Annotated in this window: 14 protein-coding genes and 1 other RNA gene; 10 read left to right on the top strand and 5 right to left on the bottom strand. The window is 65.5% G+C overall.

Annotation, left to right across the window (positions count from 1 at the left end; genetic code table 11):
- Positions 1–240: 240 nt before the first annotated feature.
- Positions 241–1,956: a diguanylate cyclase gene (locus VZ068_RS08245; protein WP_349657385.1), complete on the bottom strand. Its 1,716-nt coding sequence runs from the start codon at positions 1,954–1,956 to the stop codon at positions 241–243.
- 144 nt (positions 1,957–2,100) lie between these two features.
- On the opposite strand from VZ068_RS08245, the gene VZ068_RS08250 reads away from it, so the two are divergent.
- The gene (locus VZ068_RS08250; protein ID WP_259153996.1) at positions 2,101–2,352 is read left to right on the top strand and encodes a hypothetical protein; all 252 of its coding nucleotides are present in this window, start codon (positions 2,101–2,103) and stop codon (positions 2,350–2,352) included.
- A gap of 216 nt (positions 2,353–2,568) precedes the next feature.
- Complete coding sequence (locus VZ068_RS08255; RefSeq protein ID WP_349657386.1) at positions 2,569–2,739, top strand: hypothetical protein; 171 nt, start codon at positions 2,569–2,571, stop codon at positions 2,737–2,739.
- Between the two features lie 129 nt (positions 2,740–2,868).
- On the opposite strand, the gene ssrA is transcribed toward VZ068_RS08255, so the two are convergent.
- Positions 2,869–3,265: a transfer-messenger RNA gene (gene ssrA, locus VZ068_RS08260) on the bottom strand.
- Between the two features lie 134 nt (positions 3,266–3,399).
- On the opposite strand from ssrA, the gene VZ068_RS08265 reads away from it, so the two are divergent.
- Positions 3,400–5,835: a S8 family serine peptidase gene (locus VZ068_RS08265; RefSeq protein WP_259153571.1), complete on the top strand. Its 2,436-nt coding sequence runs from the start codon at positions 3,400–3,402 to the stop codon at positions 5,833–5,835.
- A 139-nt stretch (positions 5,836–5,974) separates the two neighbouring features.
- Here VZ068_RS08265 and smpB read toward each other — a convergent pair whose 3' ends face one another.
- The gene (gene smpB / locus VZ068_RS08270) at positions 5,975–6,478 is read right to left on the bottom strand and encodes an SsrA-binding protein SmpB (RefSeq protein ID WP_259153574.1); all 504 of its coding nucleotides are present in this window, start codon (positions 6,476–6,478) and stop codon (positions 5,975–5,977) included.
- Positions 6,479–6,538: 60 nt separating this feature from the next.
- On the opposite strand from smpB, the gene VZ068_RS08275 reads away from it, so the two are divergent.
- Both VZ068_RS08275 and VZ068_RS08280 read left to right on the top strand, forming a co-directional pair.
- Positions 6,539–6,970: a type II toxin-antitoxin system RatA family toxin gene (locus tag VZ068_RS08275; RefSeq protein WP_046963470.1), complete on the top strand. Its 432-nt coding sequence runs from the start codon at positions 6,539–6,541 to the stop codon at positions 6,968–6,970.
- A 2-nt stretch (positions 6,971–6,972) separates the two neighbouring features.
- Positions 6,973–7,248, top strand: a complete 276-nt coding sequence (locus VZ068_RS08280; protein ID WP_349657667.1) for an RnfH family protein — start codon at positions 6,973–6,975, stop codon at positions 7,246–7,248.
- Between the two features lie 398 nt (positions 7,249–7,646).
- Here VZ068_RS08280 and bamE read toward each other — a convergent pair whose 3' ends face one another.
- Positions 7,647–8,042 (bottom strand): outer membrane protein assembly factor BamE, encoded by a 396-nt coding sequence (gene bamE / locus VZ068_RS08285; protein ID WP_029221004.1) that lies wholly within the window; start codon positions 8,040–8,042, stop codon positions 7,647–7,649.
- Positions 8,043–8,146: 104 nt separating this feature from the next.
- Between bamE and fur the strand changes: the two genes are divergently transcribed.
- A complete protein-coding gene (fur, locus tag VZ068_RS08290; RefSeq protein WP_029221003.1) occupies positions 8,147–8,557 on the top strand; it encodes a ferric iron uptake transcriptional regulator in 411 nt (136 codons plus the stop codon).
- 609 nt (positions 8,558–9,166) lie between these two features.
- Here fur and recN read toward each other — a convergent pair.
- Positions 9,167–10,831: a DNA repair protein RecN gene (gene recN, locus VZ068_RS08295; protein ID WP_259153576.1), complete on the bottom strand. Its 1,665-nt coding sequence runs from the start codon at positions 10,829–10,831 to the stop codon at positions 9,167–9,169.
- A gap of 139 nt (positions 10,832–10,970) precedes the next feature.
- Between recN and hrcA the strand changes: the two genes are divergently transcribed.
- The 4 genes from hrcA (at position 10,971) to dnaJ (ending at position 15,965) form a co-directional block, all read left to right on the top strand.
- Positions 10,971–12,002, top strand: coding sequence for a heat-inducible transcriptional repressor HrcA (gene hrcA, locus VZ068_RS08300; RefSeq protein WP_259154000.1), 1,032 nt, complete (start codon positions 10,971–10,973; stop codon positions 12,000–12,002).
- A gap of 99 nt (positions 12,003–12,101) precedes the next feature.
- Positions 12,102–12,620 (top strand): nucleotide exchange factor GrpE, encoded by a 519-nt coding sequence (gene grpE / locus VZ068_RS08305; protein WP_046963475.1) that lies wholly within the window; start codon positions 12,102–12,104, stop codon positions 12,618–12,620.
- 142 nt (positions 12,621–12,762) lie between these two features.
- Positions 12,763–14,691 carry a molecular chaperone DnaK gene (gene dnaK, locus VZ068_RS08310; RefSeq protein ID WP_349657387.1) on the top strand — a complete coding sequence of 643 codons (1,929 nt, stop codon included), beginning with the start codon at positions 12,763–12,765 and terminating at the stop codon, positions 14,689–14,691.
- Between the two features lie 143 nt (positions 14,692–14,834).
- Positions 14,835–15,965, top strand: a complete 1,131-nt coding sequence (gene dnaJ, locus VZ068_RS08315) for a molecular chaperone DnaJ (RefSeq protein ID WP_259153580.1) — start codon at positions 14,835–14,837, stop codon at positions 15,963–15,965.
- Positions 15,966–16,461 lie beyond the last annotated feature (496 nt).

Consider the following 16,461-nt stretch of genomic DNA (forward strand, 5'->3'; position numbering starts at 1 on the left):
TGCTCGAAGCCGGATGATGCGGGTAGCGAACGCGGTGAACGCCAATCTCGCCGCGGTGAGCTGGCTGCAACCCACCAGTTCAGCGGTACCCAGCAACGGCCGGGCTCGATCTGTCGCAGACCGATATAAGTGAAATTGCATAGTTGCGCCTGGATCGCCAAGCGGTTAGCGACCAGTGGCGCCTAGCCGGCGGTCTGGCCAAGCGCATCAAGGCCAGGTTCGCGACGTCTCTTGCTGCCTTCAGGGCTGCTGCGCACAGTCGGCGTTCGCAGCGTCCGGTGCGCTGACCACCTGATTGCGCCCGGCCTGCTTGGCCCGGTACAAGGCCTCGTCCGCGCGCCGCAGCAGTTGCGCCGCAGTGCCCGCGTGTTCGGGAAAGCTCGCTGCGCCAAACGACGCGGTGATCTTCGGCAGCGATACGCCATCGGCCATTACCTGCAAGGCCTCGATCCCGGCGCGCAGCTTCTCCGCCATCCTGCGCGCAGTTGCCAGATCCACTTCCGGCAGGATGATCGTCAATTCTTCGCCGCCGTAGCGGCAGCAGATATCTTCGCCGCGGGTCTGCGTCAGCAATAGTTCGCCGATGGCCGCCAACACGCGGTCGCCGCCACTATGCCCATGCAGATCGTTGAAGCGCTTGAAGTGGTCGACGTCCAGCATCAGCACCGACAACGGCTGCTCGCGGCGCGTACAGCGCGCCAGTTCGTGATTGAGCGCTTCTTCCAGATAGCGGCGGTTGTAAAGGCCGGTCAGTGGATCGCGGATCGATTGCTGACGCAGCGTTTCGCGCAGACGCAGGCTATGCAGCGCCAGCGAGAGTTGTTCGGCCGCCGCTTCGGCAACGGTCAGTGAGCTCAGACCACCAGGCTGGTCGCTGCGCAGCGCCAACATGCCCAGTTGCGTGCCTTGAGCCGACAACGGAATGCACACCGTGCTGGCGTGCGTCGGAAGATTGGCGTCGGCATGGCGACACAGCATGCCCTGGCTGGCATCTTCCACCACGTGCGTACGATCGCGGCGCAGCGCCCAGCACGTCTCCGGCGCGATGCTTACGCTGTCGCCGTCGGCCATCGCGCCCCATGCCACGACCTGCTCGGCGCGATCGCGCGATGCGCGCAGCAGATATACCGCGCCGGCTGCGCCGGGGATCAGCGGCGCAATCGTGCGTGCGGTGATTTCCAGCGCTTCTTCGGCGTCGCGGCAGTTCTGCAGCAGTCCCGAGTAGCGTGCCAGCGCTTCCAGTCCCGCAGAGGTTCGCTCCAGCGCCGCAAAGGATTCGACCAACCGCTCGCTGGTATGGCTGGCATCGTCCTCGGCGCGCACGCGGCGTTGCAGCTCGCGCGCCAGCAAGCGGTAGGCCAGCAGCATCACCAGCAGCCCGCTGACGATGCCGATCACGGTCATCCGCAGCACCCACTGCGCACTGAGTGCATTGGCCTGCGTCCGCTTCACCAGTTGATGACGTTCCAGCTCGGTCATGATCTGCACCTGGCGCCGCAATGCCGAGGAGGTCTGGAACACGCCGCGCGCGATCGACCCGCGCGCGCCTTCCAGGCCATGGCTACGGTAGTTGAGCAGCAGATCGTTGATCTGCACCAGTCGCGTGTTCACCAATCGATTGAGCTCACGCGCATTGCGGCCCTGTACCGGGTTGTCCTGTACCAGCGCCTCCAGCCGCACGATGCGCTCGGGCAGGCGTCCGATCGCATCGGCATAGACGCCCAGGAACGCCTCGTTGTCGGTCAGCACGTAGCCACGTACCGACGACTCCGCCGACAGCAGCCCGGCCTGGATTTCGTCGATGCCCGCGAGGACCTCCTGTGTATGCGTGACCCAGCCCGCATCGGCCAGCGAGCGCTGCGTGGTGAAGTAGCCGCCGATGCCGATCACCACGAAGATGGCCCCGCCCAGCAGCAGCGCTCCGGCTGCATGACGTTTTGCTTGTTTGGTCAACACCGTGTTCCCCAACACCGATGGTATGGTCGAGGTCGATGCAAGTCGCGTGCCTCAACCGCCCAGTCAGCTGGCAGACGGGGGCGGGACTCGCCGCCGCGATCTTGCGACGGTATGCTCATCACGCACCGCAGAGCCGAGCCCAGTTTGGTCATTTTTCTTGGAAACTATCAGCTGATTTGCCATGCGGCCCCAAGCCGTGGCGTCGACGCGACCTGGAGCGCGGACTGGCGTATCGAACAGATCGGCATGGGACGGAAAGCGGGCGAACTCGCAGGCGCCACTCTTGCGCGCACGTTTCCCGATCACCGCAGCGCCATGTCTGCCGCGCGCAGCGCCGGCATGGTGACCCTGGAAGTCATGCACGCCGAAGCGCAACGGCAGCTCGACTACAGCTGAGTCGAACACGGCTTGCATCGGCGCAGACCTAGCTCGCGGCCAGGCGAGACGACAGCATGGCACCCGATGGTCGGGCAGCGCATCGTGCAAGGTTGCGGCTACGAATCTGGTTGCCTGACCCAACCTTGACCAACCCGGATCAGGTGCCGTCATGCTGGCACGCAGTTTGCGTCGCCGGTATCAGGAGCGCTGGGGAGCGCCGTCGGACCACATGCAATGGATGAACCCAACAAGAGTGCCCTGGTCCTGCTGCAGCAGGAGGCTACCGAGCTGCTCGCACTGTTCGACCAACTCCGCAGCGACCTTCCATCGGCGCGCGCGCGTGATGGCACGATCTGCACGTCCACGCCCACCACATCCGAACCGACCGACTGCGTCACTAACTGACGCGGCCGGTGGCGGTGATCGCTGGCGCCTCCTGCGCGAGCTGATTGAGCCGCAGTATCGTCCATGAAAAAGGCCGAGAACCTCTTTCGAGAATTCCCGGCCTCAGTCGGCCGTCTTAGGACCGTTGTGTGGTGGAGGTGGGCGGAATCGAACCGCCGTCCGGAAGCACTCCATCCCCGGCACTACATGCTTATCCCTCCGTTAGATCTCGTTCCCAGGCAGCACGGCGGGCAAAGCGCACCTGGAAACCAGCCTGCTTGATTTAGCCGGTAGCTGACAGGCAGCCACCACCGGCGGTTCCGTGATAATGACCCTACATCTACGAGCACGGGCACAAGTAGTTTCGGGGGTTCGCCTTAGGCGGCTGTAGAACTACAACTAAAGCCAATTAAGCGGCGATAGCGAAGTCCGAACCGTAGTTGTCGTCGTTGGCAACTAAAAGTTTGCTGCTGGATTAACGAGGAAAGCTGCCCCCTCGGCATGCGCCAAGCGACTTCGCGACCCCCGTCGAAACCAGTGCACCCCCGGGGAAAGCATCAAACGCTGACCAGGCCAGTGTAGGGATCGGCGCGCCCTGTCACAAGTGGTGAGATGGACAGCGCTTACAGTGGCTTCAGTCCCGTACCGGACCGAACAGTCTGTAAACGAAGGAGCGAAGCGATGGCGACCGGCAAGCCCCCACGTCCACGTTCGACACGCGCAGCACCGCGCGCTGCCGCTGTACCTGCCAGGCAGCCACACAAGCGCGCACCGCAATCAGGCACGCAGGCCGCGGCTGCGGCTCGCGTGCAGGGCAAGGCGCGCACCGTGATCTATATCCACGGCATCGGCAACAAGCCACCGGCCGACGTATTGCGGTGTCAGTGGGACAAGGCATTGTTCGGGCGCCCGATGGGCGAGCGCACCCGGTTGGCGTACTGGGTCAACCGCGAGCGGTATCCGGTGGCGGAGCCCGGCAATTGCGACGGGCGCGATGTGGGGCCGGCGCTCAACCAAAGCGTGCAGCGTGCATTGACGACGCTCGGTCTGGTGCCGGGCGGGCAGGATCTGCACGTGCTCGCCGACGCCTTGGCACAGAGCGATCAGGAGCGGGCCGACCTGCATCGCTTGCTGGACGAGCTGGAAAGTACGAGCGCACCCGGCAGCGTGCAGGCAAAGGGCCCGATCGACGCGATCAACCGGGTGCTGCTGCGGCTGATTTCCGCAGCGCTGTTGCAGGACGTGCACGACCTGTTCTTCGTGCCCGAGCGCGCGGCGTCGATGCGCGACAGCCTGACGCAGCGGCTGCGTGCGGGAGGCGGGCCGTTCGTGGTGGTCGCGCATAGCCAGGGTTCGATGATCGCCTACGACGTGCTGCGCCAGCTCGAGGCGGCCGACTGCGAGGTGACGTTGTTCCTGACCCTGGGATCGCCGCTCGGGTTGCCGCAGGTGCGCAGCATGTTCAAGCGCTGGACCGGCACCCGCAAGCTGCCGTTCCCTGCATGCGTGCGGCAGTGGATCAACGTCGCCGAGACGCGCGACCCGATCGCGCTGGACGCCGATCTCACCGACGACATCGCCAATGCGAAGGGGCGTTTCGAAAACATTGCCGGCGCGCGGATCAATCCCGACTGGCAGCACAACGCGCATTCGGGCTCGGGTTATCTGTCGATCCCGCAGGTCCGCGCAGCGGTGCGGCAGGCGGTGGGCGTGGGCTTCGACCAGCCGGTGTCCAATGCGGTGTTGATCAAGGACCTCAGCGAGCAGCTCGAAGCGCACGGCCCCGAGCATCGGCATGAAGTCCTGATCGAACTGGACCGGCGGCTCGCCGGCAACGATCCGGCCGGTGTGCGGGCAGTGCTGATACGCCATCTGCGCGAGGTCGCTGCGCGCAGCACCGGCCTGCAGGGCGACGCGCTGGATGAGGCGATCGAATTGGAAGATGGCTTGCAGCGCTTCGTATCGGCGCGGTTGACCCGCTTCGAAATTGAATCGCTGCAGGGCCGCTATCGTGCGCTGGGGTTTCGCCGGGTGTGGCGCGATGCCGGCAAGCGCGCGCTGATCCACATCTCCGGCAACGTGCTGCATGCCGACGCAGCACGCAATGCCTATCGGGCGCGCGGGCAGCAGATCGGCTGGGCAGTGCTGGATACCGGTATCGCCGCCAGCCATCCGCATTTCTTCGTCAAAGGCCAGCGCGACAACGTGGTGGCGCAATGGGATTGCACGCGGCGCGGTGCGCCCAGGCAATTGACGCGCGCCGATGGCGATGCGTTTGCCCGGCTCGATCGGCACGGCCACGGCACCCACATCGCCGGGATCATTGCCGGCCATTGCCAGGCAACGCTGCCGGATGCGCAGGGCAAGCCGGGTCCGCCGCTGGAATTTGCCGGCATGGCGCCGGATGCGCAGCTGTATGGCTTCAAGGTGCTGGACGACGCCGGCGATGGGCGCGATTCGTGGATGATCAAGGCAGTGCAGCAGGTGGCTGCCATCAACGAGCGCGCAGGCGAGCTGGTCATCCACGGAGTGAACCTGAGCCTGGGCGGCTATTTCGACCCGGAAAGCTACGGCTGTGGCTTTACACCGCTGTGCAACGAGTTGCGCCGGCTATGGCGACAGGGCGTACTGGTGGTGGTGGCTGCCGGTAACGAAGGGCTGGCCTGGTTGATGGGCAAGGATGGGGATGCCTATCCGGCCAACATGGATCTGTCGATCAGCGACCCGGGCAATCTGGAAGAGGCCATCGTGGTCGGCTCGGTGCACAAGAGCAGCCCGCACAATTACGGCGTGTCGTATTTTTCCTCACGCGGGCCTACCGCCGACGGCCGCGGCAAGCCCGACGTGGTGGCGCCGGGCGAAAAGATCGTCTCGACGTATTACGACTTCGATCCGAAAGATCCGGCAAGCCTGATGGTGGAAATGAGCGGCACCAGCATGGCTGCGCCGCATGTCTCCGGCGTGCTGGCCGGCTTTCTGTCGGCACGCCGCGAGTTCATCGGCTTTCCGGACCGGGTCAAGCAGCTGATGCTCGACACCTGCACCGATCTGCAACGCGACCGCTACGTGCAGGGCAGGGGGGTGCCGAATTTGATGCGGATGCTTGGAGCCACGTGAGCAATCGGGAGTGGGGAATCGGGAATCGTAAAAGCTGAGATGCCGCGTACCCAGTCAGTTTGTGCTCTTGCAGAAGCTTAAATTAGCCCGAAGCAGGCAGCAGACCAGCTCTCGCGATTCCCCACTCCCGATTCCCGATTCATGCATCTCGATTGTGCCGCCGCATCACGCGCTGCTTGTCGCGCTGCCAGTCGCGGTCCTTGGCGGCGTCGCGCTTGTCGTGATTCTGCTTGCCCTTGGCGAGCGCAATTTCCAGCTTGACCTTGTTGCTGCTCCAGTACAGGGCGGTGGGCACCAGGGTGTAGCCTTCGCGCTCCACGCGGGTAAGCACCTTGTCGATTTCGCTCCGGTGCAGCAGCAACTTGCGGTCGCGACGCTCCACCGGCACGGTGTGGGTGGAGGCCTGGATCAGCGGGGTGATCTGCGCGCCGATCAGGTAGATCTCGCCGGAGCGCACATACGCATAGCCGTCCACGATATTGGCGCGGCCGGCGCGGATCGCCTTGATCTCCCAGCCCTGCAACGCCAGGCCGGCTTCGTAGCGCTCTTCCAGGTGGTATTCGTGGCGCGCACGCTTGTTCAGCGCGATGGTTTTCGTGGCCTTCGCGCCGTTTGCTTTATCCTTGGTTGGTTTCTTGCTCATGACGCCATTGTCGCCGATTCGGTGTCGTCAAACGATCTTCCGTCTTTCACAAGTTAGCGAATGCCTACCATCCGTCGCAGCGCACTGGTCGAACACAGCGCCTCCCGCATGTTCGATCTGGTCAATGATGTCGCCGCCTATCCGCGCCGCTTCGGCTGGTGCGACGCTGCCCATGTGCTGGAGCAGGACGATGCGCATATCGTGGCGCGCCTGGACCTGGGGCTGGGCTCGTTCCGCACCTGGTTCACCACCGAGAACATGCTCGAGCGGCCCGAACGCATCGTGATGCATCTGCGCGACGGCCCGTTCAAGCGCCTGGAAGGCCTGTGGGAGTTTCAATCGCTGGGCGACAACGCGTGCAAGGTGAGCCTGACCCTCGAGGTGGAAACCAGCTCGCGCTTGCTGGGGCCGGCATTGGCGCTGGGCTTCCAGGGCCTGGCCGATCGCATGGTCAACGATTTCGTGCGGGTCGCCGATCGCGGCGACGTGTGACCGTGCAGGTCGAAGTCATCCTGGCCTGGCCGGATCGCTACAGCGCGATCGTGCTTTATCTGCCGCAGGGTGCCACCGTCGCCGAGGCAACCGCCGCATCCGGCCTCTGCGCAGAGGCCCCGCCCGCAGCGATCGCCATCCACGGTGTCGTGGTGCGCCCGGACCAGGTGCTGCGCGCCGGCGACCGGGTCGAGTTGCTCAGGCCGCTGCTGCTGGATCCGAAAGAAGCCCGTCGCCGTCGGGCTGCACCTGCGAAGAAAGCCGACACCGGCAGCTAGTGGCGGGATTGGCCGCAGTCGGCCGCATTGCTGGTGAGCGAGCTCTTCCAGATGGGGCGCCATTGCTGTGTCTTGCGTCGTGTCATGTGACGGCGCGTTGCGTCAGCTGCAGACCTATCGCCCACGGCGTGGGTGCGCGCAAACGGGTTTCGAGGACATCTGGCGCTGTGCTGAGTCGTGCGGCGTCTGTGCATGGGCGTAGCGGTACGGTAGCGCCGCTGCCATTGGCGTGGGCGCTCCGCCCAGCAGTCGGGCGCCCTGCCGAGATGGGCAGGCGCGTCGCCGTTTTCATGCCGGTCGAGGGCGTTCAGGCGAGAAGATAAAGAAAAACCGGCACCAAGGCCGGCTTTCTGGCGCTGCGCGTGATCAGGCGATCGCGCGATCGCCGACCCACTGCATCAACGGCCGCGCTGCTTCTTCTTGTCGCGTGCCAGGTTGCGGCCAAACTGCTTGGGGGCCGACTTGGCCAGCTGCTCGTCCTGCGACGGGAAGTAGTCGCCTTCCCAGCGCGCCACCTGATCGTTCTCGAAGAACACGGTGAAATTCTTGATTTCAGTACGCGCCAGACGGTCGACGCGCTGAGTGGACGTGTAGTCCCAACGCTGCGCATGGAACGGGTCCGGAATCGACGGAGTACCCAGCAACGCGCTGACCTGCTGCTTGCTCTGGCCTACCTGCAGTTGCTCCACGGCGTTCTGTTTGATCAGATTGCCCTGGTAGATCGGCTGCTTGTAGATGATGCCGCAGCCAGCGGTGGAAAGAGCAACGGCGGCGACCAGCAGGAGATTGCGCATCGGGGAATAAGTGCTGAGGAAATCACGCCGATGATACACTCCCGCCGGTCGCCGCGACCCGTTTGATGGCAGCTGGCGCTAAATCGCCAATGAACGGAGAACATATGGAAACCCACGACCTGCGCAAAGTCGGGCTCAAGGTGACCCATCCGCGGATGCGGATCCTGGAGCTGCTCGAACAGAAGAGCAACCAGCACCACCTCAGCGCAGAAGACATCTATCGGCAGCTGCTCGACCACGGCGACGAGATCGGGCTGGCCACGGTGTACCGCGTGCTGACCCAGTTCGAGGCGGCCGGTCTGGTGCTCAAGCACAATTTCGAAGGCGGCCAGGCCGTGTACGAGCTGGACCGCGGCGGCCACCACGACCATATGGTCGATGTGGACACCGGCCACGTCATCGAATTCGAAAGCGAAGAGATCGAGGCGTTGCAGCGTCAGATCGCCGCCAAGCATGGCTACGAACTGGAAGAGCATTCGCTGGTGTTGTACGTGCGCAAGAAGCGCCAGCGCTGAGCGCGATGCATCGCCAATGAGAACGACAGGGCGGCTTCGGCCGCCTTGCGCGTTCTGGGGCGTGTTGGTGGGTATGCCGCAGGCCCATGCCCCCATGCCCCCATCCGCCCTTCGGGCACCTTCCCCCGCAGGCGGGGGAAGGGTCGGTGGAGGGGTGCCGTGCAATCGAGAGATCACGCGCAGCCAGGCATCGCTTCTCCCGCTGGCGGGAGAAGGTGGCGCGTAGCGCCGGATGAGGGGCAGCACCGTTTGCGCTTGTCGCGCCTGTGGTGGTCGCGTCGCAGCGATGTTGCCCCCATCCGCGCTTCGGGCACCTTCCCCCGCAGGCGGGGGAGGGAGCGGTGGAGGGGTGCCGTGCAATCGAGAGATCACGCGCAGCCAGGCATCGCTTCTCCCGCTGGCGGGAGAAGGTGGCGCGCAGCGCCGGATGAGGGGCTGCACCGTTTGCGCTTGTCGCCTGTGGTGGTCGCGTCGCGGCGATGTTGCCCCATTCGCGCTTCGGGCACCTTCTCCCGCAGACGGGGGGAAGGGAGCCTTGTCAGCCAGGAAGGGAGCTTCGTCAGCGGGGGAGGGAACGGGTCCTTTGAATCTGCGAGCTGCTCGCTGCGCTCAGGCGCTCTGCAGCAACTTGCGCGCCGCCGCGCGGGCTTCCTTGCTGACTTCCACGCCGCCGAGCATCCGCGCCAGTTCTTCCTGGCGTGCCTGCGGGCCGAGCAGTTCGACCGCGCTCTGGGTCATGCCGTCCACCGGTGCCTTGCTGACCCGGTAGTGCGCATGGCCCTTGGCCGCGACCTGTGGCAGGTGGGTCACGCACAACACCTGGCGTTCCTCGCCCAGCGCGCGCAGCTTCTGCCCGACGATGTCGGCCACCGCGCCGCCGATGCCCGAATCCACTTCGTCGAAGACCATGGTCGGCACGCTGTCCAGGCCGAGCGCAGCCACTTCGATCGCCAGCGAAATCCGCGACAGCTCGCCGCCGGAGGCGACCTTGCGCAAGGGGCGCGGCGGCTGCCCGGCGTTGGCGGCGACCAAAAATTCCACCCGCTCGGCGCCATTGGGGTCGGGGCGCAACGTGTCCTGCGGCTGCAGCTGGATCAGGAATTGCCCGCCGCCCATGCCCAGCTCGCCGATCAGCGTGGTGGTGGCGGTGGACAAGGCCTCGGCGGCGGTCTTGCGACTGTCGCTGAGCACCCCGGCCGCGCTGCGCCAGACGCCGGTGGCGGACTCGATATGCTTGTCCAGCTGCTGCAGGCGCTCGTCGGCGCCGCGCAGGCTCTCCACTTCCTGGCTCATGCGGTCGCGATGGGCGGCCAGTTCGTCCGGGGTGACGCGGTGCTTGCGGGCCAGGTCGTGCAGGCGGCCGAGACGGCGCTCCATCGCCTCGAACTGGGCCGGGTCGGCGTCCAGGTCGTCGCGCACGCGGTCGAGCAGCGCCAGCGCCTCTTCGATCTGGATCACGGCGCTGTCCAGCAGTGCGTCCACCTCGCCCAGGCGTGGTTCGTGTTCGGCGACGCGGGCCAGGTCGTGGCGGCTGTCCTGCAGCAGGCCCAGCGCGCAGGCGCCATCGTCGCCGTTGAGCTGCTGGGCCACGCTGTCGCAGGCGCCGATCAGTGCGGTGGCGTGCGCCTGGCGCCGGTGATTGACGTCCAGCGCGGCGATCGCTGCCGGGTCCAGGTCCTCGCGTTCCAGTTCGCCCAGTTGATGCTCGAGAAAGCCGATGCGGTCGGAGACGTCACCCTGCGCGGACAGCGCGTCGCGCTCGTCCAGCAGCGCCTGCCAGCGCTGGCTGGCCTGGCGCACCTGCTCGCGCTGGGCGCTGTTGCGGGCGTAGGCGTCGAGCAGGGCGAGCTGGCTGTTGCGGGCCATCAGGGCCTGGTGCTCATGCTGGCCGTGGATTTCCACTAGCCTTGATGCCAGCTCGGCCAGCTGCGAGGAGGTCACCGGGCGGCCGTTGATCCAGGCGCGCGAGCCGCCGTCGGCACGGATGATGCGGCGCAGCTGGCATTGGGACTCGTCATCGAGCTCGTTGTCGGCCAGCCAGGCCAGGCCGGGGTGCTCGGCCGGCAACTGGAATTCGGCCGACAGTTCTGCGCGGTCGGCGCCATGGCGCACCACACCGCTGTCGGCGCGCAGGCCGGACAGAAAGCCCAGCGCGTCCACCATCAGCGACTTGCCGGCGCCGGTTTCGCCCGACACCACGGTCATGCCCGGGCCGAATTCGAGCTCGGTGGCGCGGACAACGGCGAAATCCTTGATTGAGAGGTGTCTGAGCATGGGGGTCGGGTGTGAATGCGTTGGGGAAGCTTAGGGCAGGAAGGCGCGGGCAGGGAGTCGGACGCTTGCCATCCCCGGTGCCAGACATTATCTATGCCCAGTCTCACCGGATGATCCCATGCGCGCGTCCCAGTCCCCAATGCTCGACCCCCGCGCCCGCCAGCTGCTGCGCACCTTGATCGCGCGCTACATCCGCGACGGCGAGCCGGTGGGCTCGAAAACCCTGGCCCAGCATGCCGGGCTGGATGTAAGCCCGGCCACCATCCGCAACATCCTGGCCGACCTGGAGGACGTGGGGCTGCTCAGTTCCCCGCATACCTCGGCCGGGCGGGTGCCTACCGCGCATGGCTACCGGGTGTTCGTCGACAGCCTGGTGCAGATGCAGCCGCCGGGCGAAGAAGAAGTGCGGCGCCTGCGCGCGGAGCTGGCCAGCGGCAATGGCACCCAGTCGCTGCTGGGCAGCGCCTCGCAGATGCTGTCGGCGATGAGCCACTTCGTGGGTGTGGTGAGCGCGCCGCGGCGCGCGCAGTTTGCGTTCCGGCATATCGATTTCGTGCCTCTGGACGCGCGCCGGGTGCTGGCGATCCTGGTGTTTGCCGACAACGAAGTGCAGAACCGGGTGATCGAGCCGCGCCGCGCCTACGAGCCGGCCGAGCTGGAGCGGGTGGCCAATTATCTCAATGCACAGTTCGCCGGGCGCGCGCTGTCGGACATCCGCGCCAGCCTGCTGCGCGAACTGCGGATGGCCAAGAACGAGATGGAGCAGCTGCTGGCGCACAGCGTGGACCTGGCCAGCGAGGCGCTGGTGCCGGCCGATGCCGACGACATGGTGATGGCCGGGCAGACCCGGCTGATGGGCGTGCAGGACCTGTCGGACCTGGACCGGCTGCGCGAGCTGTTCGAGGCCTTCGCCAGCAAGCGCGAAATCCTGCAATTGCTCGAACGCACCATCCAGGCGCCGGGCGTGCGCATCTTCATCGGCGAGGAAACCGGCATGGTGTCGCTGGACGATGTCTCGTTGGTCACCGCGCCGTATGCCGCCAATGGCCAGGTGCTGGGCGTGCTGGGCGTGATCGGGCCCAAACGTATGGCCTACGACCGGGTGATCCCACTGGTGCAGACCGCCGCCCAGGTGCTGGGCGCGGCGATGGAGCCGCCCGACAGGCGATAAGCGGCAGCGATCGATGCGATCGTTTTGCTTGAAACGCGCGCACGCGCCCACATACGGGGTGACGTTGGGGCGGGCGTTCCGCTTGCCCGGGAACTGCACATGAACCAAGACCACCCCGAATTCGACTCCGAAGACCTGTCCCAGAACCCACCCGAGACCGATCCGCTCAAGGCCGAGATCGAGTCGCTGCGCAGCGAGATCGCGCTGGTCAAGGCCGATGCCCTGCGCGAGCGGGCCGATCTGGAAAACCAGCGCAAGCGCATCGCGCGCGACGTCGAAAACGCTCGTAAGTTCGCCAACGAGAAGCTGCTGGGCGAGCTGCTGCCGGTGTTCGACAGCCTGGATGCCGGGCTCACCGCGGCCGGCAGCCAACCCAGCCCGCTGCGCGATGGCCTGGACATGACCTACAAGCAATTGCTCAAGGTCGCCGCCGACAACGGCCTGACCCTGCTCGACCCGGTCGGCCAGCCGTTCAACCCCGACCAGCACCAGGCGATCAGCCAGGGCGAGGCCGAGGGCATTGCGCCGGGCCATGTGGTGCAGGTGTTCCAGAAGGGCTACCTGCTCAACGAGCGCCTGCTGCGCCCGGCCCTGGTGGTCGTGGCCAAGCACGACTGATTGCCGGCGCCCGGCTGAACTGCCGGGCGCGCGGTTGGAACACAGATGCGCACAGATGGCTTGAACACCTGCGCGCCACCCCCACATCTCAGCCAGACCCGGCGTCGCCGGACACAGCTAAAGAATCATCAGGAGCGTATCCATGGGCAAGATCATTGGTATTGACCTCGGCACCACGAACTCGTGCGTGTCGATCATGGACGGCGGCAAGGCCCGCGTCATCGAAAATTCCGAGGGCGATCGCACCACGCCTTCGATCGTCGCCTACACCAAGGACGGCGAAGTCCTGGTCGGTGCCTCGGCCAAGCGCCAGGCAGTGACCAACCCGAAGAACACCTTCTACGCGGTGAAGCGCCTGATCGGCCGCAAGTTCACCGACGCCGAAGTGCAGAAGGACATCTCGCACGTGCCGTACGGCATCCTGGCGCACGACAACGGCGACGCCTGGGTGCAGACCAGCGATGCCAAGCGCATGGCGCCGCAGGAAATCTCCGCCCGCGTGCTGGAAAAGATGAAGAAGACCGCCGAGGATTTCCTGGGCGAGAAGGTCACCGAGGCCGTGATCACGGTGCCGGCGTACTTCAACGACAGCCAGCGTCAGGCCACCAAGGACGCCGGCCGTATCGCCGGTCTGGACGTCAAGCGCATCATCAACGAGCCGACCGCCGCAGCCCTGGCCTATGGCCTGGACAAGAACGGTGGCGACCGCAAGATCGCCGTGTACGACCTGGGCGGCGGCACCTTCGACGTGTCGATCATCGAAATCGCTGAGGTCGACGGCGAGAAGCAGTTCGAAGTGCTGGCCACCAATGGCGACACCTTCCTGGGCGGCGAAGACTTCGACAACCGCGTCATCGAGTACCTGGTCGACGAATTCAACAAGGATCAGGGCATCGATCTGCGCAAGGATCCGTTGGCGCTGCAGCGCCTGAAGGACGCCGCAGAGCGCGCCAAGATCGAGCTGTCGACCAGCCAGCAGACCGAAGTGAACCTGCCGTACGTCACCGCCGATGCCTCGGGCCCGAAGCACCTCAACATCAAGCTGACCCGTGCCAAGCTCGAAGCGCTGGTGGAGGACCTGGTCAAGAAGTCGATCGAGCCGTGCCGCACCGCGTTGAACGACGCCGGCCTGCGCGCCAGCGACATCAACGAAGTGATCCTGGTCGGCGGTCAGACCCGCATGCCGAAGGTGCAGCAGGCGGTTGCCGATTTCTTCGGCAAGGAACCGCGCAAGGACGTCAACCCGGACGAAGCCGTGGCCGTGGGCGCTGCGATCCAGGGCGGCGTGCTGGCCGGCGACGTCAAGGACGTGCTGCTGCTGGACGTGACCCCGCTGTCGCTGGGTATCGAAACCATGGGCGGCGTGTTCACCAAGATCATCGAAAAGAACACCACCATCCCGACCAAGGCCTCGCAGACCTTCTCCACCGCCGAAGACAATCAGTCGGCAGTGACCGTGCACGTGTTGCAGGGTGAGCGCGAGCAGGCCCGCTTCAACAAGTCGCTGGCCAAGTTCGACCTGTCCGGCATCGAGCCGGCCCCGCGCGGCATGCCGCAGGTGGAAGTGTCCTTCGACATCGACGCCAACGGCATCCTGCACGTGTCGGCCAAGGACAAGAAGACCAACAAGGAGCAGAAGGTCGAGATCAAGGCCGGTTCCGGCCTGTCGGACGAAGAGATCCAGCGCATGGTCGCCGACGCGGAAGCCAACCGCGAGGAAGACAAGAAGTTCCAGGAACTGGTACAGGCCCGTAACCAGGCCGATGGCCTGATCCACGCCACCCGCACCGCGATCACCGAGCATGGCAGCAAGGTCGGTGGCGATGTGATCGGCAAGGTGGAAGCGGCATTGTCGGATCTGGAAAAGGCCATGAAGGGCGACGACAAGGCGCAGATCGAAGCGCGCAGCAAGACCCTGGAAGAAGCCGGCCAGTCGCTGTACGCAGCGGCCGCCGCGGCAGAGCAGGGCGGCAACGCCGATGCGGCCAGCGGCAACGCGCAGGCCTCCAAGGCCGCCGATGACGTGGTGGACGCCGAGTTCACCGAAGTCAAGGACGACAAGAAGGCGTGAGTGGGGAATAGGGAATCGAGAATGGGAGGAGCGGTGCTGCGGCATCGCTCCTTCCCGTTGTCTGACCCTTCCACTTTCGATTGCGATTTACTGAGGATGTACGCTTTGAACGATTCCCGTCTCCCGATTCCCGATTCCCTCTCATGAGCAAACGCGATTACTACGAAGTGCTGGGCGTTGCCCGTGGCGCCAGCGACGAGGAGCTGAAGAAGGCGTATCGGCGCTGTGCGATGAAGCACCACCCGGACCGTAATCCAGGCGACGCTGCTGCCGAGGCGATGTTCAAGGAGTGCAAGGAAGCCTATGAGGTGTTGTCGGACGGCAACAAGCGCCGCGCCTACGACGCGCATGGCCACGCTGCGTTCGAGCACGGCATGGGCGGTGGTGGCGGTGGGCCGGGTGGCCCGGACATGGGAGATATCTTTGGCGATATCTTCGGCAATATTTTCGGCGGTGGCGCCGCCGGTCCGCGCGCTGCGCGACGTGGTGCCGACGTCGGCTACGTACTGGAACTGGATCTGGAAGAAGCCGTCGCCGGCATCGAGCGACGCATCGAGATCCCGACCCTGATCGAGTGCGAGCCCTGCCACGGCAGCGGTTCGGAAGACGGCAAGGTCGAGACCTGCGGCACCTGTCATGGGCGCGGCCAGGTGCGCATCCAGCGCGGCATCTTTGCGATGCAGCAGAGCTGCCCGCACTGCGATGGACGCGGCACGCTGATCCAGAACCCGTGCAAGACCTGCCATGGCGCCGGTCGCGTGGAAGAAGACAAGGTGCTGTCGATCAAGGTGCCCGCTGGCGTGGATACCGGCGACCGTATCCGTCTGGCAGGCGAAGGCGAAGCCGGTCCGGCCGGCACGCCGCCAGGCGATCTGTATGTGGAAGTGCGCGTGCGCGAGCATGCGATCTTCCAGCGCGACGGCGACGACCTGCATTGCGAAGTGCCGATCCGCATTTCGCAGGCCGCGCTCGGCGACACCGTGCGCGTGGCCACCCTGGGCGGGGAGGCGGAAATCCGCATTCCGGCCGAGACCCAGACCGGCAAGCTGTTCCGGTTGCGCGGCAAGGGCGTGCGCTCGGTGCGCAGCCGCAGCGAAGGCGATCTGTACTGCCGTGTGGTGGTCGAGACGCCGGTGAACCTGACCGCCGATCAGCGCGAGTTGCTGCAGCAGTTCGAGGCAACCTTCACCGGTGAGGATGCGCGCAAGCATTCGCCCAAGTCGGCCACCTTCATCGATGGCGTCAAGGGTTTCTGGGATCGCATGACGTCGTAGACGACGTCATGGCAGTGGGCGACGCTGCCCAACGCCACGCCTGCTCCTGCCGGGAGCAGGCATGACGTCGGGCAAGGCGAGTGAGTGAAAGACGGCCTCGCTTCGCTCGCTGGAAAGCGATTGGGCAGCGACATCGTTCTCCCTTCGTGGAACGTGCCACACGAACGACATCCTTCTCGCTCGGCAGAAGTGCCAGGCGCGCGTTCGCAAGAAAACTAAAAGAAGCTCGCTCGCAAGAAATGCCAGAAGAACGACATCCTTCTCGCTCGAGAGAAGGTGCCAGAAGACATCCTTCTCCCCTCGGGAGAAGGTGCCCGAAGGGCGGATGAGGGTACGGCATGCCGACTGTTAAAGCCGCCCTGCATCGATAGCCTGGTCGCTCGCTCTGGTTCAGCCGGGCAGCACTACAACTATCCTAATGACGACGCGTCGTTCTGCGCTCCGTGCAGGCCCGCGCTTCATGTTGTCACGCGCGCCGCTCGATCGAATCAATACG

Source organism: Xanthomonas sp. 10-10 (assembly GCF_040182365.1).
Taxonomy (GTDB): domain Bacteria; phylum Pseudomonadota; class Gammaproteobacteria; order Xanthomonadales; family Xanthomonadaceae; genus Xanthomonas; species Xanthomonas arboricola_F.